Origin of the sequence: Gordonia caeni (assembly GCF_039537105.1) — a bacterium.
GTDB lineage: Bacteria > Actinomycetota > Actinomycetes > Mycobacteriales > Mycobacteriaceae > Gordonia > Gordonia caeni.
Genome location: NZ_BAAAZW010000001.1, coordinates 186,860 through 211,029, shown reverse-complemented (window position 1 = coordinate 211,029; position 24,170 = coordinate 186,860). Strand labels below are relative to the sequence as shown.

Below are 24,170 nucleotides of genomic sequence, written 5' to 3'. Positions count from 1 at the left end.
TGTGACACACCCTACAGAGTCCGTTCCATTGGTCCAAACGGTGCACGGGCGCCACGCACGGGCGCAGGTCGTGTCGTCGTCGTACGCTGGACGGCATGAGCCTCTTCGACCGGATCCTGGCCGCCGCCGACGTCAAGCGCGTGATGGTGGACCCCGCCGATGCGCTCCCCGGGCGCGCCGAGGCGCCGGCGCCCCCGGCCGCGCACGCGGTGCTGGGCCGCCCGCTGCGTGGGCGCCCGAGCGCCGACGGCACCTATGCCGACGGCGGCATCGGTGAGTGGGATGCCCCCCTGCACGCCGTGGTGCTGGCGGGCGGCTGCTTCTGGGGAGTCGAGGAGATCTTCTGGCAGGTGCCGGGCGTCTACACGACGGCGGTGGGCTATGCCGGCGGTTACACCCCGAACGCCACCTACGAGGAGGTGTGCACCGCTCGGACCGGTCACACCGAGGCGGTGCTGGTGGTCTTCGATCCGGAGCAGGTGAGCCTGGAGGAACTGCTGGCGCTGTTCTTCACCTCGCACGACCCGACGCAGGAGATGCGTCAGGGCAACGACGTCGGCACCCAGTACCGATCGGCGGTCTACACCTTCTCCCCGGACGACACCGAGGCCGCCGCAGCTGCGGCCGCCAGGTTCGCGCCGGTGCTCGCCGAGGCCGGGTACGGACCGGTCACCACCGAGATCAGTGCGCTGCGCGACGCCGGCAGCGGGATGTTCGTCTACGCCGAGCCGGTCCACCAGCAGTACCTGCACAAGAATCCCAACGGCTACCGCTGCCACGCGGCCACCGGTCTGACCTTCCCGGCCGCCGGCTGAGCCCGCGAGTGCCGGAGACCATCACCGCGGCGCAGTGGAACCGCACTCTGTTGCAGCGTCAGCATCTGCTCGACCGGGTGGACGAGGACGCGGTGGAGGTGATCGATCGCTGCGTGGGATTGCAGGCCCAGGATCCGCAGGCGCCGTTCTTCGCGCTCTGGTCGCGGATCGCGGATTTCGATCCGGCCGAAGTCGACGATCTGCTGACCGATCGCGAACTGGTGCGGATGCCGCTGCAGCGCGGCACCGTCTTCTTGATGGACGCGTTGGACGCGCGATGGATCCGCCGGGCGGTTCAGCCGGTGCACGACACGGCGCTGGCCCGCACGCATCTGCCGCAGCTGGGCGGGATCGACGCCGACCAGGTGCTGGCCCACGCGGCGGCGCTGTTCGCGGGCAGTGACGGTGAGGCGGCGGGTGTGCCGGGGGCGCGGCTGCGCACGACCCTGGCACAGACCTGGCCGGACGTGCCGGCCGAGGCCCTGACCGCCGTCGCCCGCGCCCGCCTGCCCCTGGTGCAGACACCCCCGCGCGGGCTGTGGGGCCGCGGTGGCGCCCCTGTCCTGCAGATACTCGACCGCTGGATCGGGCCGGGCGACCCGGCCGTCGTCGGCGACGAGGCCTGCCGCGACCTGATCCGCATGTACCTGCGCGGCTACGGTCCGGCTTCGGCGGCCGCGATCGCGACCTGGAGCGGGCTGACCGGACTCGGACCGCTGCTGGCGGCGATGGAGGCCGACTGGGAGCTGGTGAAACTCGCCGCCCCGGACGGGCGTGAACTGTTCGACCTGGACGGCCTGGAGATCGCCTCCGGGCGCGAGCCGGCGCCGGTGCGCCTGATCGCCCCGTACGACGGCGTGCTGGTGGCCAACGCGGACCGCGACCGGGTGGCCGATCGGGAGGTCTACCGCGCCACCGTCACACCCAACGGACGGTCCCCCGGTTTCATCCTGGTCGACGGGTACCTGGCCGGGACGTGGCGGCTCGCCGGAGGCGAGGTGGAGTTGACCGAACTGACCGATCTGACCCCGGCACAGCGCACCGGCGTCGAGCGCGAAGCGGCCCGGCTCGCGGCCTTCGCCGCACGCTGAATCCGTGACGCCCGAGCCCTCGAGCGCCGACGCCGATTTCGGCGTCCCACGCAACTCCTAAGTAGAACTTGAGAGTGTCGGCAAGCGTGTTGTCCACACCCTGTCCACAGGTCGGGGCGGGGAAACGCGGGATGTCGGGCGGTAAACCGAGAGGAGACGGGTATGTGTCGTAGGTCTCAATTAGCGTGCAAAACATGAAGTAATCCTCAGATTCGAGGGCGCGACCTCGAATTAGTCCACAAATCCACAGGGTTGTACACAGGATCCGGGGAAGCGTGTGGAGCCTGTGGACAGGCGTCGTTCACGAGGGCTGTGGAAATCTTTCCGGCGCCGATGCGCCGGATCTTCTGGACGTCCCCGGGGGGCCGTGTGGTAGCGAGATCCGTGTCACGCAGCGTGTCGCACGATCGTCCGACGCCGGGGCCGGGACGGGTATCCGCGGGTGCGGGCAGCTGAGTTTGTGGGATCATGGAACCCGTGAGCATGGACATCGAGCAGGTCGACGTGACCGGACTGCCGGACGACTTCACCGACGTCGCTGATCGCGTGCTGCTGGATGTTCGCGAAGACGACGAATGGGATGCCGGACACGTACGGGGGGCGGTGCACATCCCGCTGGACGACGTGCCCGCCCGCTTCGACGAGCTCGACCTCGATGCCGACCTGCTGGTGGTCTGCCGGACCAGCGGCCGCTCCATCCGCCTGCTCCAGTACCTCGCCATGCGCGGCGTGGACGGTGCCTGCGTCCGCGGCGGCATGGTGGCCTGGGAGGCGGCGGGCAAGCCGATCGAGACGGGCCGGGGACAGCCGACTTGATGCTCGACGTCTGTCTCCGGTGCCGGATCCAGGCCGATCACCAGCCCGGCCGCACCACCTGCCCGCGTTGCGGGGGTCCGCTGACCGTGCTCGACGCGGCGACCCGCCGGCCCGTCACCCCGCCCGACGCCGATCCGCGACCCGAGCCCGCGCCGCCCCGGGCGCCCGGACCCCAGATGCGCGGACCCCGGGAGCAGCCCACCGTCGCCGCTCAGCGGCCCGCCGCGCGACCTCCGGCCCGTCCGGCCCGTCCCGCATTGCGGTGGACGGCGCACCGCCCGTGGAACACGCTGCCGGCCCCGCGCCCGGCGGCACCCGCGCCCCGCGCCGGCACGCCGCGGTATCCGCAGATCCCGGGATGGGGCCTGTTCGACGACGTGGCCCCGGCCGCCGCCGAGACCGCGGCTCAGGCCCCCGACAGTCGGCTGCGCCGGTGTCTGCAGATGGTCTGGCCGATCCTGGCGGTGGCCGCCGCGCTGCAGCTCGTGCGGTACGTGGTGCTGATGGTGAACCGCAGTCGCCCGATCCCGTACTGGATCGACATCGCCAGCCTGTGGCTGGTCCTCCTCTCGGGCGCGGCTGCCGTCGCGGCCGCCGTCGTCGCCGTCTACGTCTTCGTGCGCTGGATGGTCGCGGTCCGGGAGCGGTCGTATGCGCTCGCCGGTTACGCCGCGCCGCGCCGCCGCTGGGAGGTGATCGCCCTGACCGTGATCCCGTTCGTCAACGTCGTGGGCGCCCCGCTGCTGCTTCTGGAGGCCGCCGAAGCGGTCGGCGGAGCGCAGGCGGCGCGGGCCCGCCGCCTGATCACGCGCGTCGCGGTCGCCTGGGCGCTGGTGAGCGCCATCGGCCTGATCGCTCTGGTGTACCGGATCGTCGCCTGGTCCGGCGACACGGTCCAGGTCGGGGCGGACGCCATGGTGTGGGCCACCCTCAGCCTGGCCGTCTCGGCGGTCTTCGTCGCCTGGTTCGAGTCCCGCGTGTCCCGGGTGGTCGTCACCGACACCGACGCCGACGCCGGCGAACCGGCGCCGCGCCGGCTGGTGGTGGCCGCGTGACCGCCGGCGAGGTCTCCCGCTCGGGGAAGCCGGCCGTCGTCGCCCACCGGGGTGCGTCGGTCGATCACCCCGAGCACACGCTGGCCGCCTACGAGGCCGCGCTCCGCGAGGGCGCCGACGGCCTGGAATGCGACATCCGGCTAACCGCGGACCACCAGTTGGTGTGTGTGCACGACAGAACCATCGACCGCACCTCGGACGGCGAGGGCGCGGTCAGCGAGATGACCCTGGCGCAGCTGCGCCAGTACGACTTCGGGTCCTGGCACAGCGGCACCCCGGCTGCGGTGCTCACCCTCCCCGAACTGCTGGAGCTGACGCTGGACTGGCGGCGCCCGGTGCGGCTGTTCATCGAGACCAAGCATCCGGTGCGTTACGGGAGCCTGGTGGAACAGCGCCTCCTGGAGACCCTGCGTGAGTTCCGGGTCGGCTCGCCGCCGTCGGCCGATCACAGCCGGGCCGTGGTGATCTCGTTCTCGGCCGCGGGGATCTGGCGTATCCGGCGGTCCGCGCCGATGCTGCCCACCATTCTGCTGGGCGAGACCGTGCGGGGCGTGAGCGCCGGGGCGGCGACGGCGGTGGGCGCCACCGGGATCGGCCCCTCGGTGCAGGCCCTGCGCACCCATCCGGACCTGGTGGACAAGGCCGCGGCGGGCGGCCGGGTGACGTACGCCTGGACCGTCGATCAGCGTGAAGACGTCCAGCTGTGCGCCGACCTCGGTGTGCGCTGGATCGCGACCAACCGTCCGGCGCAGGTGCGCGATTGGCTGGTCACCGTCGAGTGATCTGCCGGGAATGAGAAGCTGGAGCAATGGCGAAGAAGAACAAGCGCAACCGCGGACCCAAGCCGGGCAGTAACCGCGCCGAACGAGTGGCCGCCCGCAAGGCCCGGCAGGAAGCGGCCCTCGCCGGGCCGTACCGCCCGTTCGAGGCCCTGCCGGCTGCCGAATGCGATCTGGTGGCGCTGCGTGCCTTCATCGCCTCGGCGACGGCCCGGGTGCCCTTCGCCGACGGCTACGCCGCCGCCGGCGAGGCCGACTTCACCACCATCCTGCCCGGCGCCGTCCCCGGCATCGCGCGTTCGCGCGACGCCGCCAAGTGGGGCGAGCGGGGCGCCGCGACCGGGGTGGACGGCAAGGTGACGCAGGCCCTGGTGGCCCTGCAGACCGATCCCGAGCCGGCCGATCTGACCGGTTCGCTGGCCGCGGCACTGGAGTGGGCCGCCCAGGCCGCGCCCGGCAGCGAATACCGCGGCGGTACCAGCGAGACGGGCCTGGCCGACATCGTCGACCCGCAGGCGCCCCTGGACGTGGTGGTGTACCAGGACTTCTCGTGGTGGTTCAGCGACGGTGCCGAGCCGACCCCGCAGGTCCAGGCGATGCTGGAACGTGCCAACGAGACCATCATGCCGACCGCCCGGCTGACCCCCAAGAGCGGCATCGGCGCCCCGTGGTGGGTCGACGCCGGCGACCGGGCCCACCTGCGCTGGGTGCGCCCGGAGGACGAGGACGTCCTGATGAAGGCGATGGCGCGACTGCACGCCGCCGGACGCTTGACGATGGGGGAGGGCTCGCGTTTCGCCGGTTCGTTCCGCACCCACGGTCTGGTGGTGCCGGTCTTCGATCTGGACAACGAGATGCACCACGAAGAGTGGTACGCCGGCCTCGATCAGCTCGACGCCTGGTTCGTCGAGGCGCTCGGCGAAGACGCGGAACTGACTGCCGCCGAACGCAGTTCGCGCGCCGGGATCATCGGACGCCAGGTCACCCTGCGCTGATTCGCGACCCGCGGACCCGGCACCGGGGCCGCGTCAGGAGACGGCGCCGCCGTCGCCGCTGAGCAACTCGTCGGGGACCGCCCGGCCGTTGCGCAGAGCGTCGAAGAAGTCCGCGGTCGACTGGTCGGTGGCCAGCGAGTCGCCGTCGTCGGTGTACGCCGATCCTCCGGTCGGGACGGTGGTGGTGATCGAGTCGCCGCGCAGTTTGAACGCCAGCCACGCCAGGTTCCACAGGTGATCGCCGTCGGCGACGGTCAGCGAGTCCACCGCCCCGTTGAGGAGCGGGAACAGCCGGAACGGGTTCAGCAGCACCGCCGGGCTGGATGCGCGGGACATCAGCGCGGTGAGGAACTTGCGCTGATTCACCACCCGTTCCAGGTCGGCGTTGGGGAAGGCGCGCGTGCGGACCAGGCCGAGGGCCTGCGCCCCGTCGAGTTTCTGACAGCCGGCGTTCAGGCGCAGACCGGCCATCGGGTCGCGGAGCGGCTGATCCAGGCACATCTCGACGCCGCCCACCGAGTCGACGAGGCGGTCGAAACCGCCGAAGCCGATCTCCGCGTAGTGGTCGATTCGCAGTCCGGACAAGCCCTCGACGGTCTGCACCAGCAATTGCGGGCCGCCCTCGTTGAAGGCGGCGTTGATCTTGTGGTTCCCCATGCCCGGGATCGGCACGTACAGGTCGCGCGGGACCGAGATCAGCATCGGCTTACCGCTGCGCGGCAGATGCGCCAGCATGATGGTGTCGGTGCGGGCGCCGTCGCTGTCGCCGGTGGCGAGCCGGTCCTTCTGGTCCTGGCTCAGATCGGCGCGTGAGTCGGTGCCGACGATCAGCCAGGTGGTGCCCGACGACGCCGCGGGCCGTCCCGAATACGCGGCCAGCGCGTTCACCCGGTGCAGCTTGCCGTCGTAGTAGAAGAGCAGGCCGATCGGGATGATGATCAGCACCAGCAGGATCACCAGCAGCACGGGGAGGACACGTCGTTTGCGGCGCTTCTTGGTGCGTTTGGCCTTCGGTGCGGCCGGTGGTGGGCGGTGCCTGGACCCGTCGCTCTCGGACCGGCGGGGTCGGCGACCGGGCGCTGCCGCCGGGCGGGGTTCGCGCGCGCCGGCCGGCGCCGGGCGGGGTGCGCGTCGTTCCGCCGGGGGAAGGGGTTGCGGGTCCTGTCGCGGGGCGTAGCCGCCGGGCGCGGCCGGTGCGCGCGGATCCGGCGGCCCAGCGGCCGGCGGAACCGGCGCGGGCCGGCGGCCGGGGGCCGGCCTCGGCGGCGCCGGGCGGGCCGGCGGTTCCTGAGACCAGGCGCGCGGGGGCGGTGCGGGCGCCGGGCCGGGAGCGTAGGCGGTGTGCGGATCGGGTGGGATCGGGCGCCCGGGCGCCGGCCGGCCGGCGCGGTGCTGCGGCGGCACCTTCCGGGTGCGCTCGTCCGGTGGCGGAGGCGGAGCCTGGGCTGGGGGCGGCTGGGCTGGGGGCGGCTGGGCTGGGGGCGGCTGGGCTGGGGGCGGCTGGGCACCGGGCCGGGCCTCCGCCGGGCGGCCGGGGCCGCCGGAGGGCCGCCGCGGGGGCGGCTGCGGAGGCTGGTTCATCCTCGCCAGGGTACCGGCGGCGGGGTCAGCGGGGCTCGAGGACCTCGAAGCCGGTGAAGCGGGCCAGTTCCTCGGGGATGCGCACCGAGCCGTCGGGCTGCTGATGGTTCTCCAGGATCGCGACCAGCCAGCGGGTGGTCGCCAGCGTGCCGTTGAGCGTCGCGGCGATCTGCGGTTTCCCGTTGTCGTCGCGGTAGCGGGTCGCCAAGCGGCGGGCTTGGAAGGTGGTGCAGTTCGAGGTGGACGTCAGCTCGCGATAGGTGTTCTGCGAGGGCACCCAGGCTTCGCAGTCGAACTTGCGGGAGGCCGAACTGCCCAGGTCGCCGGCGGCCACGTCGATCACCCGGTAGGGGACGTCGATGGCGGCGAGCATCTGCTTCTCGAAGTCGAGCAGCCGGCGGTGCTCGGCCTCGGCGTCCTCGGGCCTGCAGTAGACGAAGCCCTCCACCTTGTCGAACTGGTGGACGCGGATGATGCCGCGGGTGTCCTTCCCGTACGAGCCGGCCTCGCGGCGGAAGCACGTGGACCAGCCCGCATAGCGCTTGGGGCCGTCGGACAGATCCAGGATCTCGTCGGAGTGGTAGCCGGCCAGGGGCACCTCGGAGGTGCCGACCAGATACAGGTCGTCCTCTTCCAGGTGGTAGACCTCGTCGGCGTGCGCACCGAGGAAACCGGTGCCGCCCATCACCTCCGGCCGCACCAGGACCGGCGGGATCATCATGGTGAAACCGGCGGCGGTCGCCTTGGCGGCCGCCATGTTCAACAGACCCAGCTGCAGCATCGCGCCCGGGCCGGTGAGGAAGTAGAAGCGCGATCCGGAGACCTTGGCGCCGCGGCCCATGTCGATCAGGCCCAGCGCCTCGCTCAGCTCCAGGTGATCCTTGGGCTCGGCGATCTGGGCGGGGGTGCCGACGTGTTCGAGGACCACGTAGTCGTCCTCGCCGCCGGGCGGGGTCTCCGGTGCGATCACATTGGAGATCGCGCGGTGCGCGTGACCGAAGGCCTGCTCGGCGTCGTTCTGCCGGGCGACGGCCGCCTTCACCTGCTCGGCGAGCTGCTTGCCGCGCTCGAGCAGGGCGGTCCGCTCGTCGCCTTGCGCCTTGCCGACCTGCTTGCCGAGGGTCTTCTGCTCGGCCCGCAGAGCGTCGGCTTCGACGATCGCACTGCGGCGCGCGGTGTCGGCTTCGAGCAGCATCTCCACCAGGGCAGGGTCCTCGCCACGAGCGCGCTGGGAGTCGCGGACCAGATCGGGATCATCCCGCACAATCTTCAGGTCAATCACGACTCAAACCCTACTCGGAGCACGTCGCCGCCGATCGCCAGGCATGATGGACGGCGATGAGTTCTCCCGAGGTTGAAACACAGGACCCCGACGACGCCGCGCCCCGGCGTCGTCCGTCGGCGACACGGCTGGTGGCCGTGCTGGTGGCCGTGCTGGTCGGGGCCGCGGCGGCCGGCGGTGTCATCGCCTGGCGCGGAGGTTTCTCCGAGGCGGGCGGACTGGGGACGTCCGTGATCGGCGAAGGCAGTTCGTACACCGAGACCGACTTCACCCGGTCGCAAGCCGGGGACTGTCTCACCTGGGCCGACGATGCGGCCGGCACACCCACCGCGGTGAGCTGCGTCGAGGCGCACCGGTTCGAGGTGGCCGGCACCATCGACACCTCGCAGTTCCCGGGATCGGAGTTCGGTGACACCGCCCCGTGGCCGGCGCCCGAGCGCTTCGCCGCGATCCGCGACGAGCAGTGCGAGGTGATCGTCGACCGCTACCTCGGCGGTGGCCTGGATCCGCAGGGCCGCCTGGCCGTGGGGCTGATGTACCCGTCGAAGGCTCAGTGGGAGCACGGTGCGCGGGTGCTGCGCTGCGGCATCGAGACGCCCGGCCCCGACGGGGTCCAGCTGGAGTCCACCGGCCGCGCCGCCGACACCGACCAGTCGTTCGCCTGGCCCGAGGGCACGTGCATCGGCTTTGACGACGCCACCCGCAAGCCCACCACGCAGCCGGTGGACTGCTCGGAGCCGCACGCCTTCCAGACCACCGGGGTGGTGGACCTGTCGCAGCGTTTCGGTGCGCGCAACTCCGGTAAGCCGTGGCCGGGTGTCGCCGCGCAGAACGATTATCTCAAGACCATCTGCCCCAACCAGACCAACCGGTTCTTCGGCGGGGAGAAGAAGTTCGAGAACACCACTTTGAACGTGCAGTGGTCGGTGATCTCGGAGGTGAGCTGGCTCAACGGCAGCCGCCGGGTGGTCTGCTACGTCGCGCAGCCCGATCGGGGCGGCTTCGCCAAACTGGTCGGCGACGCCCGTCAGCAGGTCCTGATCAACGGCAAGATCCCGGCGCCGGCCCCCGAGGGACCGCCCGGCCGGGCGCTGCCGACCCCGGTGCCGATGCCGGACGGCTACTCGGCCAGTGACCAAGAAGTGCCCGCGCCGGCAGGAGGCTGATCGTGGCCGTCAAGATGTCCGACGAGAAGTTCGAGATCCTCGTCGGGGAAGCCCTGGATCTGCTCCCGGAGGAGCTCATGCGCGCCATGGACAACGTGGTGATCATGATCGAGCCGTTCAACCCGGAGAACCGGAATCTGCTGGGGCTGTACACCGGGGTGGCGCTGACGCGGCGCACGCACGACTACGCGGGCTTCCTGCCCGACACCATCGAGATCTACCGGGACATCATCCTGTCGATCTGCCACACCGCCGACGAGGTGCGCGACCAGGTGGCCGTCACCGTGCTGCACGAGATCGGCCACCACTTCGGCATCGACGACGACTGGCTCGACGCCCACGGCTGGGGCTGACCCACTCTCTGGGGGTCGTTCGCCGCGTCCTCGCCCAGCGGCTCGTCCGGCTCAACGAACGAGAACGGGGATCGGCGTGTCAGCCGAGGGGTTCCACCTCGGCTGAGGGGAAGTCGGCACGCTCGCCCCAGCGGATCAGCCGCCAGCCGTCTGCGGTGAGCTCGAGCTCCACCGAGTCGGTGTTGCGCAGGTGGTTGCGCATCGCGAACTCCGGGTCGACGCCGGCCAGGTGGGCGGCGACCAGCCGGATCGCCGCGCCGTGGGAGACCACGTACACGTCGCGGGGCTGCTCGCTGCGCAGATTCTGCTCGGCGAGGTCGTCGATCACCGGGACGTAGCGGTCACGCAGCATCTCCAGGGACTCGCCCCCGGGCAGCCGGGTGTCCAGGTCGCCCCGATGCCAGGCGTGCACCACGTCGCGGAACTGCTCGTGCGCCTCCCGGTCGCTGCGGCCCTCGAGGTCGCCGACCTGGACTTCGTGTACCCCGTCGATCGGTGCGGTGTCCACGTCCCAGGCGGATGCGATGAGCTCGGCGGTCTGCCTGGCGCGGTTGGCCTGCGAGCTGAGCAGTACGGCGGGGGCGGCAAGCGGATTGGTCAGCCCGAATCGGATCCCTTGGCGCGCACCGAAGTCGGTGAGGTGCGCGCCGGGAAGCGCGGTGTCGAGCTGCTGCAGCACATTGGCTGTGGTCTCGCCGTGGCGGACCAGGAACAGCCGGGCCATGTCAGTCGCCTCCTTCTTCGAGTGCGGTGAACCAGCGCAGGCTCTCCGCGTGGTCGGTGGGCGGCGTCGCGCCGCCGTTGCGGTCGACCGGCCACGACCCCAGGAAGACCACGCGCTCGGTGGTGCGGTGCAGCGCGCGCAGTGCTTCGCCGACGGCCGCGTCGTCGAGGTGGCCGGCGGCGTCCAGGAAGAAGCGGTACTGACCGGGTGCGCCCTGCCGCCGTGGGCGGGACTCGATGCGGGTCAGATCGACTCCGCGCGAGGCGAACTCGGTCATCGCCGCCACCAGGCTGCCGGGTTCGTTGGTCAGGTCCAGGACCACGCCGGTGCGGTCCGAGCCGGTGCGCACCGGCGGCCGCCCGGGGCGGCCGATCAGCAGGAACCGGGTGTGCGCGTCGGCGGAGTCGGCGACGCCCTCGGCCAGCGGGACCAGGCCGTGCAACTGCGCGGCGATGGCCGTGGTCACCGCTGCGTCTGCACGTCCTTCCGAGACGTCCTGGGCGGCACCGGAATTGGAGGAGGCCAGCACGAACCCGGCGTTCGGGAAGAGCTCGGCGACGCGCTCGCGCACCTGTGCGGAGGCCACGGGATAGGCGGCGATGGTGCGCACCGCCGCGGCCGGGATCGCCTCGCGCGCGGCGATGGTGAAGGCGATGTCGAGGGTCACCTCGGCGTAGGCCTGCACCCGATGCTCGCCGTCCCCGGGCGCGAGGGCGTCCATGGTGGCCGGCACCGATCCCTCCAGGGAGCTCTCGATCGGCACGCAGGCGTAGTCGGCCTCGCGATTGCGGACCATCGCGATGGCGGCGGCGGGGGAGTCCGCGGCGACGGTCTCGGCGGGACCGTCGACGTCGACCGGGCCGCGATCGAGGAGACGGTTCAGCGCCATCTCGGTGAAGGTTCCGGCGGGACCGAAGTAAGCGAAGACGGGCACGCCTTCAGGGTAGTCGGTCGTGGATCTGCGGAAAGTTGTTGACGCCACCGGCGCCCCGCTCTAAGTTAGGTAACCATAAGTAAGGCTCACCTAATCGACCAGCAGGAGGTCCCATGCAGGGAACCGAATCCGCCGCGATGCCCGTCCCCTGCGATGCGGAGCGGATCCAGACCGCCTGCCGCCGGGCACACGAGGGCACGCTGTCGGTGGACGGCTGCGTGCCGGCTGCGGTCGGCATGGTGCACCTGTTCGAGTCCGAGGCGTTCATGGTGGTGCCCGACGAGGGTGCGGTCCGCGAGCTGGCCGCCGGCGCCCCGGACGGCATCCCGGCCATGCTGGAGCTGGCCGACTGCGCGCCCATCAGCCTGCGCGAACGCGTCCGCTCGCTGATCTGGCTCTCCGGCGGGGTCCATTCGGTGCCCGCCGAACTGGAACGCGACCTGGCCATCGAGATCGCCGGCGACCACCCCGACGGCCGCCTCCTGGACATCGGCCATGGCCACTGCCTGCTGCGGCTGCACGTGGACAACGCGGTGATCGCGACCTCGTCCGGTGCCTCCTCGGTGGACGCCGGAACCCTCTCCTCGGCCGAGCCCGATCCGTTCTGGGAGTACGAAGGCCAGTGGCTCTCGCACCTGGACGCCGACCACCAGGACCTGGTCTACCGGCTGGCCGCTCTGTTCCCCGAGCATCTGAAGCGCGGCCGCGTGCGGCCACTGGGGCTGGACCGCTTCGGCATCACCTTCCGGGTGGAGACGCCGACCTCCGACGACGACGTCCGGCTGCCGTTCGACCGGCCCTGCGCCGGCGTCGGGGACCTGTCGGCCGCCCTGCACGACCTCGTCGGGCAGGAGTGACGGTGACCAGCACCGTCGGGCGGCGCTTCGCCGCCCAGAACGCCCTCGGGTACGACGCCCGCATAGTGAACCTGGTTCCGGGATACGCCGAGCTGCACGAGATCAGCGCGGCCGTTCTCGCCGCCCGGCTGCCAGAACGCGCTCGCGTTCTGGTGGTCGGCGCCGGGACCGGCACCGAGACGCTCGCGCTGGCCCAGGCCAATCCCGGCTGGGACCTGGTGGGCGTCGACCCGTCCGAAGACATGCTGGCCGTCGCCCGGCGCCGGGCCGACGCGGCCTCGCTGGACGTCGCCTTCCATCAGGGCTACGTCGCCGACCTGGACGACGGCGAATCCTTCGACGCCGCCGTCAGCCTGCTGGTGATGCACTTCGTCGCCGGCGACGACGCCAAGGGCGACTACCTGCGGGCCATCGCCGCCCGCCTGCGTTCCGGCGCGCCGCTGCTCCTCTGCGATCTGATGGAGCACGATGAAGACGATCTCGACGTGATCGCCGAGTACGCCGCCGCCCGGGGCGTGCAGGCCGAGGCCCTCGCCGGCATCCGGCAGCGGTTGGCGACCGACTTCCATCCGCTGGCCGACGACGGTCTGCGGGCGCTGGGGGCGGCGACCGGGTTCGGCCCGCCGCGACCCTACTTCCGCGGCGTGTCCTTCGTCGCCAACGAGTTGCGCCGCGCCTGAGTCCGGCCCCGGGCCCGTTCCGCCGCCGCGCGGATAGGCTGGCCGGGTGACTCTGTGGGCCCGGCTTTCCAGCGCGCCGGAACCGGCGGTGGCGGTGGTCGGCGACCGCCGCGAACGGCGGGCCCTGATCATCGAGCTGGTGATCGTCGGGATCCTCACCTTCGGCTTCTCGGCGCTGTCGGCGATCATCTCGCTGATCGACGCGCAGCTGACCGGCGGCATCGGCGCCACCACCGTCGCCCTCAACCCCGCCCAGTCCGACGTCGGCGTCCTCGACCTGATCGCGCAGCTGATGCGGGCGGCGCGGCTGTTGGCGATCGGCGGCCTCGGCGTCTACCTGCTGTGGCGCAGCGGTCTCCGCCTGCCGAAGATCGGTCTCGGGCGGCCCCGGCGCCGGGACGTCCCGCCCGGGCTGGTGCTGGCCGCGCTCATCGGCCTGCCCGGCCTGGGTCTGGTGGTGCTCGCACGGCTGCTGGGCATCAACGCCCAGGTGGTCGCCAGTCCCGACGGCGGACCGTGGTGGCAGTACGGGACGCTGGTGCTGATCGCGATCGGCAACGCAGTGGCCGAAGAGGTGATCGTCGTCGCCTACTTCCTGGTGCGGCTGCGCCAGCTCGGCGTAGGCCGCAACGGCGCGCTCGCCTGCTCGGCGCTGCTGCGCGGCGCCTACCACCTGTACCAGGGGTTCGGTGCGGGCCTGGGCAACGTGGTGATGGGCGTGATCTTCGCGCGCTGGTATCAGGCGACCGCGCGGCTGTGGCCGCTGATCATCGCGCACGCGGTGATCGACGTGGTGGCCTTCGTCGGCTACGCGATCGCCGCGGAGCACCTGAGCTGGCTCACCGGCTGACCTCACCGCCGCCCGGACCCGGATGTGCGTGCCTGGTGACATCGGGCGCCCTCGCCGGTAACCGGCCGGGAATCGGAGTCTTCTTGGATCGGATCATCAGATCCTGAGGAGAAGACCTTGTCGTATGTGAAACCGGCCGAATTCGTCCGCTCGATGGTCGACGCGGGCGAGGCCAAATCGTTCCTGTCCACGCGGGACACCTTGCTGCGGGCGTACATGGCCGGCGCCATTCTGGCGCTGGGCGCCGCCTTCGCGGTCACCGTCACGGTGCGCACCGGGGAGCCGCTGCTGGGCGCACTTCTGTTCCCGGGCGCTTTCTGCATCCTGTATCTGCTCGGCTTCGACCTGCTGACCGGCGTCTTCACCCTGGTGCCGCTGGCCCTGCTGGACCGCCGCCGCGGCATGACGGTGAGGCGGGTGCTGCGCAACTGGGGGCTGGTGTTCGTCGGGAACCTGCTGGGTGCGCTGACGGTGGCGGCGGCGATGGCCGTCGTGGTGACTTACGGCTTCTCGGTGGCGCCCGACGAGGTCGGGCGTCAGCTCGCCGAGATCGGTCACGCGCGGACCGCGGGCTACGCCGAGCACGGCGCGGCGGGCATGCTGACGCTGCTGGTGCGCGGCATCCTGTGCAACTGGATGGTGTCCACCGGGGTGGTCGCGGCGATGATGTCGACGTCGGTGTCGGGCAAGGTGATCGCGATGTGGATCCCGATCTCCCTGTTCTTCTACATGGGTTTCGAGCATTCGGTGGTCAACATGTTCCTGTTCCCGTCCGGACTGATGCTCGGCGGCGACTTCTCCCTGGCCGACTACATCGTGTGGAACGAGATCCCGACGGTGCTGGGGAACCTGATCGGCGGCCTGACCTTCGTGGGCCTGGTGCTGTACATCACGCACGCGAAGACCCGGCCGGACACCCGGCCGGGTCTTCGCGCTCAGGAGGAGCCTGCGGAACGGTCCTACTGAACCCGGGCCGCCGCGGCGGTCAGCTGCGGGGTCACCTTCTCCAGCGCGAAGTTCAGCGAGACCGGGGTCCCGGCCGACAGGGCCTGGACCGACGGATCGTCCTCCGCCAGGCGGACGGCGCGGTCGTCGCGGACCACCGACAGCGAGTTCAGGCGGGCGTCGTTCTCCAGATCGGCGAACGGCAGCCCGATGGTGGAGAAGATCGCGACCTGCGAGTTGAGGTCGTTGACGCGCTCCACCGGGACCTGGGCGAAGAAGCCCGAGCTCTGCAGCTGGGTGACCGGCGGGTTCTGCACGAAGCCGAGGCCGGCGAAGACGTCGAAGCGGGCGTCGCCGGCCAGGTAGGCGCCGTAGGCGGTGCCGTACTTGACCGCGTTGACGAAGGTCTTGCCGGCGAAGGCGGGGTTCTCGTTCTTCAGGCGCTCACTGGTGGCGTCGGTGGCGGCGATCAGCTCGGTGGCGGCGTCGCCCTTGCCCAGGGCCTTGCCGATCAGCTCGGTCTGCGTCTTCCAGTTGACCGCGAAGTCGCCGCTGCCGGACGGTGCGCTGACGACGGGCGCGATCTTGGCCAGGCGATCGGTCACCTTGCTGTCGTCGGCGGCACGGACGTTCAGGATCAGGTCCGGCTCCAGCTCCTCGATCTGCTGGTAGTTGAAGTCGCCCTGGCTCTGTGCGGACAGCAGCTCCGGGGTGTCGTCGCCGAACTTGGCGGCATCCCACTCACCGACGCCCTTGGTGGCCTCACCGAAGCCCAGCCAGTCGTAGATGGCGACCGGCTTGGTGCCCAGCTCGAGGGCGATGGCGCCGTCGGACCAGCCCAGGGCCACCACGCGGGGGTTGTCGCCGACCGAGAAGCCGGGGTCGGCGCCCGGATCGTTGTAGACGCCGTTCTCACCGTCGTCGGAGTTCACGCAGGCGGTGAGTACCAGCAGGAGTGTCGCCACGAGGGCGAAGAACACTCCGATACGCCGTTTCGACATGATCGGGACCTTTCGTTGGGGTTGAGTGGTCAGTTGTCGTGTGCCGCTTGAAGATCGGCGGTGTCGCCGGGCACGATCCGGAAGTCCACGGGGTTCTCGGCCAGCGGCACCACCATCGGGGTGCCCGATTCCGGATCGGGGATCACCTGCGAACGCACCCCGAAAACCTTCTCCACCAGTTCGGCGGTGAGCATCTCCGCCGGTGGTCCGGTGGCGATGATCTCGCCCGAACGCATGGCGATCAGGTGGGTGGAGAACCGCGCGGCCTGGTTGAGGTCGTGCAGGACCGCCACCAGTGTCTTGCCTTGGGCGTTCAGTTCGGTGCACAGCTGCAGCACCTCGAGCTGATGCGCCAGATCCAGGTACGTGGTCGGCTCGTCGAGCAGCAGAATCGGTGTCTCCTGCGCGAGGGCCATCGCGATCCACACCCGCTGCCGCTGGCCGCCGGAGAGCGCCTCCACCCGCCGCGTGGCCAGCTCGGTCAGCCGGGTGGCGTGCAGGGCTCGGTCGACGGCTTGCTGATCGTCGTCGGTCCACTGCTGGAACATCTTCTGGTACGGGAAACGTCCGCGGGAGACCAGGTCGATCACCGTGATGCCTTCGGGAGCGATGGACTGCTGCGGGAGCAGCCCGACCAGCCGTGCGAACTCCTTGCCGCGGTAGGAGTCCACTTCGCGGCCGTCCAGCAGCACCGTTCCGTGCTGCGGCGGCAGCAGCCGCGACAGGGCGCGCAGCAGCGTCGACTTGCCGCACGCGTTCGGGCCGACGATCACCGTGAACGAGCCGTCCGGGATCTCCACGTCCAGGTCGGAGATGATGGTGCGGTCGCCGTAGCCGATGCGCAGCCCCGTCCCGGCCAGGCGGGTGGATGCCGCCGCGGGCGGAGTGGGGGCGGGCGGAGTCGGGGTGGTGGTCATAGTCGGGCCTTTCGTGCCTGGGCCATCAGCAGGAACAACAGGTAGATGCCGCCGAGCGAGGTGGTCACCACGCCGACCGGCAGCGAGGTGGTGGGCGCCAGGACGGTGCGCGCGATCGCATCGCTGGAGACCAGGAGGGCGGCGCCGACGGCGGCCGAGGTGACCAGCGGGATGCCGGCGGTCGGCGTGATCCGGGCGGCCACCTGTGGGGCCACCAGCGCCACGAAGGCGATGGGGCCGGCGACGGAGGTGGTGGCCGCGGCGAAACCGACGCCCACCACGAGCAGCAGGAGTTCGGTGCGGCCGGTGTCGACGCCCTTGCTCTGCGCGGAGTCCGAGCCGAGCTCGAACATCCGCATGCGGGGGGTGACGAACACGAGTACGGGCAGCAGGACCGCCAGCACCACGAAGACCGGGATGGTGTCGGCCATCGTCAGGTTGCGGAGGTTGCCCATGCCCCAGGCGGCGGCCGAGCCGGCGTTCTGCACGTTCGCGGTGGCCACCAGATAGCCGTTGAACGAGATGAGCATGGCCGAGATGCCGATGCCGACCACGATGAACCGGTAGTTGCCGGTGCCGCCGCGCATGCCGAGGAGGTAGACGGCGACGCCGGTGGCCAGACAGCCCACGAGTGCGCCGACCGTGGTGCCGGCACTGCCGAAGCCGAACACCAGCATGGCGATCAGCGCGCCGGTGTAGGCGCCGGTGGTGAAGCCGATGATGTCCGGGCTGCCGAGGGGGTTGCGGGTGACGGTCTGGAAGATCGCGCCGGACAGGGCCAGTGAGATGCCGCCCAGCACGGCCACGATCACCGCCGGGATGGCCGAGGAGACGCGCGTGGCCGCCGAGCCGCTGAGCTGTCCGGTGAGGACCCGGTAGATCTCCCCGGGGCTCAGGCTGGGCGAGTCGGTGGTGGAGATGCCCAGCGACCAGAGCGCGATGGCGGCGGTGACGAGCACCAGGAACACGGTCACCGCGGTGGCGAGCAGATCCAGACGCAGGCTGACCGGGCCGACTCGCACGAACCTGATCCGGCGCGGCCAGCGGGCCGGCGGGACCGGGGTGGCCGACTCCCGCTGGTCGACGGCGGTCACAGCTGCGGTCCCGACTCGCGGCGGGCCAGCCAGATCAGCAGCGGCGCGCCCAGGAAGGCGGTCACCATGCCCACCGGCAGTTCGCTCGAGGTGATCACGCGGGCGATCAGGTCCGAGGCGACCATCACGATCGGCCCGACGATCATCGACAGCGGGATCACCCAGCGGTTGTCGGGCCCCACCACCATGCGCACCGCGTGCGGAACCATCAGGCCGACGAAAGTGATCGGCCCCACCGCGGCGGTGGCCGCGCCGCACAACAGGGTGACGGCGATGAAGCCGACGGCGCGCACGGTGGTCACCGGAACGCCGAGCGCGGAGGCGCGGTCGTCGCCCAGCGCCAGGGCGTTGAGGTAGCCGACCAGGGCCACCGAGGCGGCCAGCCCGATCAGCACCGGGATCCAGGCCGCCGACAGCTGGCTCCACCCGCGTCCGTCGAGGGTGCCGATCAGCAGTCCGCGGATCGCATCGAAGGTCTTGGGATGGATCATCGTCAGGGCGAACGCCAGGCCGCTCAGCATGGCGGCCACAGCGACACCGGTCAGCACCAGTTTGGCGGGGGTGGCACCGCCCGCACCGCGGGAGCCGACGAAGTACACCAGCACCGAGGCGCCCAGCGCGCCGAGCATGGCCCACCACGTGTAGTCGGCGGTGGTGGCCCCGAAGACCACCGAGCCCAGGACCATCGCGAAGTAGGCGCCGGCGTTGACGCCCAGGATGCCGGGGTCGGCGAGCGGGTTGCGGGTGAGGCCCTGCATCACCGCGCCCGCGACGCCGAGGGCGGCGCCCACCACAGCGCACAGCAGGGTCCGCGGGATGCGGTCGTCGCGGATGATCGTCAGCGTGGTCGGATCGCCCACACCCCAGAGCGCATCCCAGGCCTGTGCGCCGCTGAAGTCGCCACTGCCGACGAACAGCCCGCCCAGCAGCAGGACCACCAGCAGGCCGGTGAGGCCCACGACCGTCGTGGACCGCGTGAAAGCCCCGCGGGTACCGGGATTCGCGCCCGGTGGCGCCGGTGGCGGCGCGGCGGCGGAGGCCTGTTTCACGAGACGTCCCTTACGGTCGAGGACGGTGGTCCGGTTATCGCTCAGGTAAGCGTAGCCTTGTCTATTAGAGCTGACCATGCGGCGCGGGAAAATGCCTGGGCCCCGGCCGGTTCCGGCGGGCTCGGGGACGGGCCGATAGGGTCGCAGGATGGACCACGTGCAGCTCAGCGACCATGTGGTGCTGCTGCGGGGCACCGACGGCGGCGCCTACCCGTACGGCAACCCGATTCGCGTCCACGGCGGACAGACCACCGTGCAGATCGACGCCTCCCTCGACCAGACCGACTGTGCCGCCGACCTGGTGCTGCTCAGTCACTATCACGAAGACCACGTGGTGGGGCTCGGCGAGATCGCGGCGCCGGTGATGGCGCATCGTCGCGACCTCGCCGCGACGGCGTCGTGGGACGAGTTCCGCCGCGCCATGAACGTGCCGGAGGGGGCGATCGGCGAGGAGCTGCGCCGGGAGTTCCGTTGGTCCGAGCGGCCCGACGCCACCGCCTTCGACGACGACACGGTGATCGACGTCGGCGGGGGAGTGCGCATCCACGTGGTGCCGTTGCCCGGTCACACCGCCGGGCACAGCGGCTTCTTCGTCGAACCCGACGGAGTCTTCTTCACCGCCGACGTCGACCTGTCGTCGTTCGGTCCGGTCTACGCCGACCTGGGGTCGACGCTGCCGGACGTGCGCACGTCCCTGGCCCGCTGCGCGCAGATCGAGGCGGCGGTCTACACCACCTTCCACCACAAGGGGCCGTACACCGATCGCGAGCGCTACCTCGCCGACCTCGCCGTGCACGAGGCCGCGCTCGACCGCCGCGAGCAGCGAATTCGCGAACTGCTGGACCACCACGCGCCCGTCGCGAAGGAGTTGGTCGGCCGCGGCGTGGTCTTCCGCGTCGGCGGCCGCCGGCCCTGGTACGCCGATGCGATGGAAGAGGCCACGATCGCCGCGCACCTCGAGGAGATTCTCTAGCGAGCAGAGCGGGCGGCGCGGCGGCCGGCGCCGCAGCGAGTGCCCCGGTCAGCCCCGAGCCAGCTCGCCCAGATGTGCCAGGCTCGGTTTGGGGGTGCGCTGAAAGGTCTTCCGGTCGACGGCCACCAGGCCGAACGTGGGGAAGTACGATCCCCACTCGTAGTTGTCCAGCAACGTCCAGTGCAGATATCCGAGAACGGGCACGCCCGCGCCGATCGCGGCGTTCATGCCGGCGACCGCCTGGTCCATGTACTCGATGCGTTCAGCGTCGTCGTCGGTGGCGATCCCGTTCTCGGTCACCAGCACGGGTGCGCCCGATACGCGATGGGCCAGTTCGGCGCCGTCGTGGAGGGCCTGCGGGTAGAAGGGCCATCCGTTCTTGGTCAGGCGAGTGCCCTCGGGTGGGCTCGCGACGCCGTCGGCCGTGGCCCGCACATAGGTGTACGCCTGGACGCCGACGAAGTCGTCGCCGCGCGCGACCTCGAGGAAGTCCTCGACGAACACTCGCGAGAGGTGCTCGGCGGCCTTCGCGGCCGCGTCGTCTCCGGGCTCGGGATGGAACAGTCGCGTGTTGATCGACCAGCCGGCCCGCAGGCCGGCGTCACGCAGGACTCCCACGGCCCGCTTGTGCGCCCCGGCCAGCGCATCCCGCAGGGCCGGATCGGGTTCGGGCATGTTGGTCGGAGCGACCAGTTCGTGGAGGTTCATGACGCTGCCCACCGACGCGAGAGTATTGGGCTCGTTGATGGTGACGACGAACCGCACGTCCGGCGACAGGATCGGAACGACCGCCTCGACATAGGCGGCGAAGCGATCGACGGCGTCGGGGTGCGCCCAGGCGCCCATCTCCGCGAACCAACGCGGGTGGGTGAAGTGGTGAAGGGTGATCACCGGTTCGACCCCCGAGGCGACACAGTGATCGATCATGCGGCGATAGTGCGCGAGCTCGGCAGCGGAGAACCGGCCTGGAGCGGGTTCTATCCGCGCCCACTCGATGGAGAACCGGTAAGCGGTCAGGCCCGCCGAGGCCAGGAGCGCGATGTCCTCCTCGTAGCGGTGGTAGCTGTCGTCGGCATCGCCCGAGCGGTCCGGGAAGAAGGCGCCTTCCCGGTTCTCGGCGTACCACCAGTCGGAGTTGAGGTTGTTGCCCTCGGTCTGGTGGGCCGCGGTGGACGCACCCCAGAGGAACGCGGGAACGGTGGGAGTCGCCATCGGTCAGGCCCTTCGTCGGGAAGCAGTGCGATGAAGGTTAACAGATGTTAGATAGTGGTTCGGCGGTATCGGTCGATCCGGAGCCGAAGCGCCGTCAACCGTCGCCTGCCGGCGGACCCGAGAGATCGGTGATGTCGCCGGACTCCAGTCCCAGCTCGGCCAGGATGGCGCGGGTGTGCTGGCCGAGCGCGGGGACGTCGCCCATCGGCGCCTCGTGGTCGGCGAAGGTGGCCGGTGGCAGCAGCGCCTCGACGACGGCGTGCTCGGTGCCGATCCGGCGCCAGCGATCCCGGGCGCGCAGTTGCCGGTGCCCGGCCGCGGCGCCCACGTCGTTGATCGCGGCGGCGGGCACCCCCGCCGCGGCCAGCCGGCCGCTGAGCGCCTCGGACGTCCACTGCGCGCTCAGCTCCGCGACCACCCCGTCGCACTCGGCGCGATGGGCGACCCGGTCGACGTTGGTGGCGAACCGGGGATCGTCGACCAGGTCGGGGCGGTCGAAGACATCGGTGACCAGAGCACGCCAGCCGTTGTCGCTCTGCACTCCGATCAGGATCTCGCCGTCGGCCGTCGGATACGAGTCGTACGGCGCGATGGAGACGTGGCCGACGCCCATCCGCGGCGGCTCGGCGCCCGTGTGCAGGCGGCTGTACATCGGGTAGCCCATCCACTCGAAGGTGGCCTCGAGCATCGAGATCTCGATCTGCGCGCCCGTCCCGGTGCGGGCCCGGCGCAGCAGCGCGGCGAGAACCGCTTGGGCGCAGTACATTCCGGCCGCGATGTCGGCGGTGGGGATCCCCGTCTTCGCCGCCGACTCCGGTGTTCCGGTGATGGAGATCAGGCCGGCCTCGGCCTGGACCAGCATGTCGTAGGCCTTGCGCTGCGCGTACGGGCCGCCGGAGCCGTAGCCGGAGATGTCGGCGGTGACGAGTCCGGGGCGGCTCTCGCGCAGCTCGGCGGCGCCCAGCCCGAGGCGCTCGGCGGCGCCGGGCGCCAGGTTCTGGACGAAGACGTCGGCGCCGTCGATCAGCCGCTGCACGACGGCGCGGCCCCGCGGGGACGACAGGTCCACCGCGAGTGACTCCTTACCGCGGTTGAGCCAGACGAAGTGCGCACCGGTGCCGGCGACGAAGTGGTCGTATCCGCGGGCCAGGTCACCGCCGCCGGGCCGCTCCACCTTGATCACCCGCGCCCCGAGGTCGGCGAGCTGGCGGGTGGCCAGCGGAGCCGCCACCGCCTGTTCGACGGAGACCACGGTGAAACCGTCGAGCGGACGGCTCAGCGGTCCCCCGGGGGCGCTGCCGGCGGTCACGACCCGGCGGGGGCTTTGCCGGCGTCGTCGGCGGCCTTCTCGGCGCGGAGCTCGTGGCCCTTGGAGGTGAGACAGCGGCCCGACGGGAGGTCCCACTGCCAGCCGTGCAGATTGCAGGTCAGTTTGTCGCCGTCGACTACGCCGAACTTGCTCAGATCGGCCTTCAGGTGCGGGCAGCGGCGCTGGACCACCCAGCCGTCGAGCTCGACGGAGGCGTCGTCGTCGTGCGCCTCGGAGAACCAGCCGTCGGCGTAGGCGATGCGCTCGTCGGTGAGGCATTTGAAGAACGTGTACAGGTACTCGTTGTAGCCGCCGATCCGCCAGGTGGTGAACCGCGTCGACAGGAAGATGGTGTTGACCCAGTCGGGTTCGCCGTCGCGCAGCACGGTGCGGACCAGTTCCGGGGCGATCCGGAAGCCGTAGCGGTACTTGCCGTCTCCGTCCTCGCGCAGGCGCACCGTCCGCTGCGGGAAGTCCAGGACGATCGTCTCGTCGCCGATCACCAGGCCCACCGGGTAGCCGATGCCGTCGCAGATCAGATCGGACTGCGCCATGATCGGCTCGAACAGCTCCTTGAGCTGCGGCAGCAGCGGTTCACCGTCGGCGGGGGCCCAGGTGGCCTTGTCGGCGGCGATGATCGGCGCGAACTTGGCCTTCATCTGCTCCAGGTAGCCGGCCTTGTTCTCGCCGAAGACCTGCTCCGGCGGATACGGGTGCTCGATCTCCAGCAGTTCCGGGCCGCGGAAGTCGGCCGAGGATCCGGAAACCATCATCAGCCCGCGATGGTGCTCGCCGTCGTCGGTGCCGTGGACCTTCATCTGCTCCAGGAACTCGGCCTGATCGGGGAAGATACTGGCCTGGTCGGATTCGCTGCCGGTGTTGAAGTCGTTGAGCGCGAACAGGTCGTCGTCGAGGAACATCGGCGGACCGGCCGACGGAACCACCCAGGTGGCGCCGACCTGCTCGATGTAGCTGCGGGCCCGGTCCATGCCGCGCTGGCGCTTCTGCTTGGCGAAGTTGGCCTTCGACTTGCGGGGGATGTCGTAGACCATCGGGTACCAGATGGCGCCCGAGTACTGCAGCAGGTGCACGTCGACGTGGCCGAACTCGTCCTTGACCACGTCCAGGTCGACCGGGCGGGCGTCGTTCATGTTGAAGACGGTGGTCTCGCCGTCGTCGATCAGGATGCCCGAGTCGCCGATCGGGCCGTCGGCCGGTGCGCGCAGGGCGATGATCATCACGTCCAGGTCGCCCTTCGGCCCGGACACGCGGTGCTTCACCGAATCGGTGGTCTCGACGAACTTGTGGAAACCGAGCCGCTGCAGGTCGCGCTGCAGGTCCGGCACCGGATAGTCCGGGAGCAGCACCGTCGCGTCCTTGTTGACGTTCGCGATCAGGTTCGCCTCGTCGTAGTGGTCGCGGTGCAGGTGGGAAACGTACAGGTAGTCGCAGTCGCCCAGGGCCTTCCAGTCCAGCTCGGTGTTGTCCGGGAACGGTATCCACGAGGCGAAGTAGGCGGGGTTGACCCACGGGTCGCAGAGGATGGAGCCGGCGGCGGTCTCGATGTGGAAACCGGCGTGGCCGATGCTGGTGATCTGCACGGTGGGAAGACCTTTCGGGTAGTGCAAGGCTGTGTCCTCAGCCTATCCGGGCCCGGCGACGCCGCGCCCGGGACCAAGGTCCACGGGTCGC

24 protein-coding genes are annotated in these 24,170 nt (G+C 70.9%); 13 read left to right on the top strand and 11 right to left on the bottom strand.

The window, feature by feature from the left end:
* The first annotated feature begins 95 nt into the window (after window positions 1-95).
* The 6 genes from msrA (at window position 96) to ABD732_RS00980 (ending at window position 5,551) form a co-directional block, all read left to right on the top strand.
* Window positions 96-815, top strand: a complete 720-nt coding sequence (gene msrA, locus ABD732_RS01005) for a peptide-methionine (S)-S-oxide reductase MsrA (protein WP_344779673.1) — start codon at window positions 96-98, stop codon at window positions 813-815.
* Between the two features lie 8 nt (window positions 816-823).
* Window positions 824-1,906, top strand: coding sequence for a winged helix DNA-binding domain-containing protein (locus ABD732_RS01000; protein ID WP_344779671.1), 1,083 nt, complete (start codon window positions 824-826; stop codon window positions 1,904-1,906).
* 483 nt (window positions 1,907-2,389) lie between these two features.
* The gene (locus tag ABD732_RS00995; protein WP_344780332.1) at window positions 2,390-2,722 is read left to right on the top strand and encodes a rhodanese-like domain-containing protein; all 333 of its coding nucleotides are present in this window, start codon (window positions 2,390-2,392) and stop codon (window positions 2,720-2,722) included.
* Complete coding sequence (locus ABD732_RS00990) at window positions 2,722-3,777, top strand: DUF4328 domain-containing protein (RefSeq protein ID WP_344779669.1); 1,056 nt, start codon at window positions 2,722-2,724, stop codon at window positions 3,775-3,777. The genes ABD732_RS00995 and ABD732_RS00990 overlap by 1 nt, the downstream gene beginning before the upstream one ends.
* Complete coding sequence (locus ABD732_RS00985) at window positions 3,774-4,559, top strand: glycerophosphodiester phosphodiesterase family protein (RefSeq protein ID WP_344779666.1); 786 nt, start codon at window positions 3,774-3,776, stop codon at window positions 4,557-4,559. The genes ABD732_RS00990 and ABD732_RS00985 overlap by 4 nt, the downstream gene beginning before the upstream one ends.
* Window positions 4,560-4,585: 26 nt before the next feature.
* Complete coding sequence (locus ABD732_RS00980; protein ID WP_344779664.1) at window positions 4,586-5,551, top strand: DUF5926 family protein; 966 nt, start codon at window positions 4,586-4,588, stop codon at window positions 5,549-5,551.
* Window positions 5,552-5,584: 33 nt separating this feature from the next.
* Here ABD732_RS00980 and ABD732_RS00975 read toward each other — a convergent pair whose 3' ends face one another.
* Both ABD732_RS00975 and serS read right to left on the bottom strand, forming a co-directional pair.
* Window positions 5,585-6,517 (bottom strand): LCP family protein, encoded by a 933-nt coding sequence (locus ABD732_RS00975; protein WP_344779662.1) that lies wholly within the window; start codon window positions 6,515-6,517, stop codon window positions 5,585-5,587.
* Between the two features lie 640 nt (window positions 6,518-7,157).
* A complete protein-coding gene (gene serS, locus ABD732_RS00970; RefSeq protein WP_344779660.1) occupies window positions 7,158-8,414 on the bottom strand; it encodes a serine--tRNA ligase in 1,257 nt (418 codons plus the stop codon).
* Window positions 8,415-8,470: 56 nt separating this feature from the next.
* Here serS and ABD732_RS00965 point away from each other — a divergent pair, with 56 nt between their 5' ends.
* Window positions 8,471-9,580, top strand: a complete 1,110-nt coding sequence (locus ABD732_RS00965) for a septum formation family protein (RefSeq protein WP_344779658.1) — start codon at window positions 8,471-8,473, stop codon at window positions 9,578-9,580.
* A 2-nt stretch (window positions 9,581-9,582) separates the two neighbouring features.
* A complete protein-coding gene (locus ABD732_RS00960; RefSeq protein ID WP_344779656.1) occupies window positions 9,583-9,933 on the top strand; it encodes a metallopeptidase family protein in 351 nt (116 codons plus the stop codon).
* Between the two features lie 79 nt (window positions 9,934-10,012).
* On the opposite strand, the gene ABD732_RS00955 is transcribed toward ABD732_RS00960, so the two are convergent.
* Both ABD732_RS00955 and pheA read right to left on the bottom strand, forming a co-directional pair.
* Window positions 10,013-10,657, bottom strand: a complete 645-nt coding sequence (locus tag ABD732_RS00955; RefSeq protein WP_344779654.1) for a histidine phosphatase family protein — start codon at window positions 10,655-10,657, stop codon at window positions 10,013-10,015.
* A 1-nt stretch (window position 10,658) separates the two neighbouring features.
* Window positions 10,659-11,591, bottom strand: coding sequence for a prephenate dehydratase (pheA, locus tag ABD732_RS00950; protein WP_344779652.1), 933 nt, complete (start codon window positions 11,589-11,591; stop codon window positions 10,659-10,661).
* A gap of 113 nt (window positions 11,592-11,704) precedes the next feature.
* On the opposite strand from pheA, the gene ABD732_RS00945 reads away from it, so the two are divergent.
* The 4 genes from ABD732_RS00945 (at window position 11,705) to ABD732_RS00930 (ending at window position 14,944) form a co-directional block, all read left to right on the top strand.
* The gene (locus tag ABD732_RS00945; protein ID WP_344779650.1) at window positions 11,705-12,448 is read left to right on the top strand and encodes a DUF2470 domain-containing protein; all 744 of its coding nucleotides are present in this window, start codon (window positions 11,705-11,707) and stop codon (window positions 12,446-12,448) included.
* 2 nt (window positions 12,449-12,450) lie between these two features.
* The gene (locus tag ABD732_RS00940; RefSeq protein WP_344779647.1) at window positions 12,451-13,128 is read left to right on the top strand and encodes a class I SAM-dependent methyltransferase; all 678 of its coding nucleotides are present in this window, start codon (window positions 12,451-12,453) and stop codon (window positions 13,126-13,128) included.
* Between the two features lie 46 nt (window positions 13,129-13,174).
* Window positions 13,175-13,978 carry a CPBP family intramembrane glutamic endopeptidase gene (locus ABD732_RS00935; RefSeq protein WP_344779645.1) on the top strand — a complete coding sequence of 268 codons (804 nt, stop codon included), beginning with the start codon at window positions 13,175-13,177 and terminating at the stop codon, window positions 13,976-13,978.
* Between the two features lie 117 nt (window positions 13,979-14,095).
* Complete coding sequence (locus tag ABD732_RS00930) at window positions 14,096-14,944, top strand: formate/nitrite transporter family protein (protein ID WP_344779643.1); 849 nt, start codon at window positions 14,096-14,098, stop codon at window positions 14,942-14,944.
* Here ABD732_RS00930 and ABD732_RS00925 read toward each other — a convergent pair.
* Genes ABD732_RS00925 through ABD732_RS00910 form a run of 4 tightly spaced genes read right to left on the bottom strand, consistent with a single transcriptional unit; the run spans window position 14,938 to window position 18,984 of the window.
* Window positions 14,938-15,924 carry an ABC transporter substrate-binding protein gene (locus ABD732_RS00925; protein ID WP_344779641.1) on the bottom strand — a complete coding sequence of 329 codons (987 nt, stop codon included), beginning with the start codon at window positions 15,922-15,924 and terminating at the stop codon, window positions 14,938-14,940. The genes ABD732_RS00930 and ABD732_RS00925 overlap by 7 nt on opposite strands.
* Window positions 15,925-15,953: 29 nt before the next feature.
* Window positions 15,954-16,841, bottom strand: a complete 888-nt coding sequence (locus ABD732_RS00920) for an ABC transporter ATP-binding protein (RefSeq protein WP_344779639.1) — start codon at window positions 16,839-16,841, stop codon at window positions 15,954-15,956.
* A complete protein-coding gene (locus tag ABD732_RS00915; protein WP_344779637.1) occupies window positions 16,838-17,935 on the bottom strand; it encodes a FecCD family ABC transporter permease in 1,098 nt (365 codons plus the stop codon). The genes ABD732_RS00920 and ABD732_RS00915 overlap by 4 nt, the downstream gene beginning before the upstream one ends.
* Entirely contained in the window at window positions 17,932-18,984 is a 1,053-nt protein-coding gene (locus ABD732_RS00910; protein ID WP_344779635.1) for a FecCD family ABC transporter permease, read from the bottom strand. The genes ABD732_RS00915 and ABD732_RS00910 overlap by 4 nt, the downstream gene beginning before the upstream one ends.
* Before the next feature lie 148 nt (window positions 18,985-19,132).
* Between ABD732_RS00910 and ABD732_RS00905 the strand changes: the two genes are divergently transcribed.
* Window positions 19,133-19,957, top strand: coding sequence for an MBL fold metallo-hydrolase (locus tag ABD732_RS00905; RefSeq protein ID WP_344779633.1), 825 nt, complete (start codon window positions 19,133-19,135; stop codon window positions 19,955-19,957).
* 48 nt (window positions 19,958-20,005) lie between these two features.
* Here ABD732_RS00905 and ABD732_RS00900 read toward each other — a convergent pair whose 3' ends face one another.
* From ABD732_RS00900 to ABD732_RS00890, 3 genes are all read right to left on the bottom strand, one after another.
* Entirely contained in the window at window positions 20,006-21,169 is a 1,164-nt protein-coding gene (locus ABD732_RS00900; protein ID WP_344779631.1) for a glycoside hydrolase family 1 protein, read from the bottom strand.
* Window positions 21,170-21,263: 94 nt separating this feature from the next.
* A complete protein-coding gene (locus ABD732_RS00895) occupies window positions 21,264-22,478 on the bottom strand; it encodes a CaiB/BaiF CoA transferase family protein (RefSeq protein WP_344779629.1) in 1,215 nt (404 codons plus the stop codon).
* On the bottom strand, window positions 22,475-24,079 hold the full coding sequence (locus ABD732_RS00890; protein WP_344780330.1) for a Rieske 2Fe-2S domain-containing protein: 1,605 nt from the start codon (window positions 24,077-24,079) through the stop codon (window positions 22,475-22,477). The genes ABD732_RS00895 and ABD732_RS00890 overlap by 4 nt, the downstream gene beginning before the upstream one ends.
* Between the last annotated feature and the right edge of the window lie 91 nt (window positions 24,080-24,170).

What these genes read in the sequence shown, in the direction of transcription:
- ABD732_RS00905 (WP_344779633.1), top strand. Translation starts at nt 19,133, where the DNA reads ATGGACCACGTGCAGCTCAGCGACCATGTGGTGCTGCTGCGGGGCACC.
- ABD732_RS00955 (WP_344779654.1), bottom strand. Translation starts at nt 10,657, where the DNA reads ATGGCCCGGCTGTTCCTGGTCCGCCACGGCGAGACCACAGCCAATGTG.
- ABD732_RS00945 (WP_344779650.1), top strand. Translation starts at nt 11,705, where the DNA reads ATGCAGGGAACCGAATCCGCCGCGATGCCCGTCCCCTGCGATGCGGAG.
- ABD732_RS00965 (WP_344779658.1), top strand. Translation starts at nt 8,471, where the DNA reads ATGAGTTCTCCCGAGGTTGAAACACAGGACCCCGACGACGCCGCGCCC.
- ABD732_RS00990 (WP_344779669.1), top strand. Translation starts at nt 2,722, where the DNA reads ATGCTCGACGTCTGTCTCCGGTGCCGGATCCAGGCCGATCACCAGCCC.
- ABD732_RS00980 (WP_344779664.1), top strand. Translation starts at nt 4,586, where the DNA reads ATGGCGAAGAAGAACAAGCGCAACCGCGGACCCAAGCCGGGCAGTAAC.
- ABD732_RS00900 (WP_344779631.1), bottom strand. Translation starts at nt 21,169, where the DNA reads ATGGCGACTCCCACCGTTCCCGCGTTCCTCTGGGGTGCGTCCACCGCG.
- ABD732_RS00920 (WP_344779639.1), bottom strand. Translation starts at nt 16,841, where the DNA reads ATGACCACCACCCCGACTCCGCCCGCCCCCACTCCGCCCGCGGCGGCA.
- ABD732_RS00925 (WP_344779641.1), bottom strand. Translation starts at nt 15,924, where the DNA reads ATGTCGAAACGGCGTATCGGAGTGTTCTTCGCCCTCGTGGCGACACTC.
- msrA (WP_344779673.1), top strand. Translation starts at nt 96, where the DNA reads ATGAGCCTCTTCGACCGGATCCTGGCCGCCGCCGACGTCAAGCGCGTG.
- ABD732_RS00995 (WP_344780332.1), top strand. Translation starts at nt 2,390, where the DNA reads ATGGACATCGAGCAGGTCGACGTGACCGGACTGCCGGACGACTTCACC.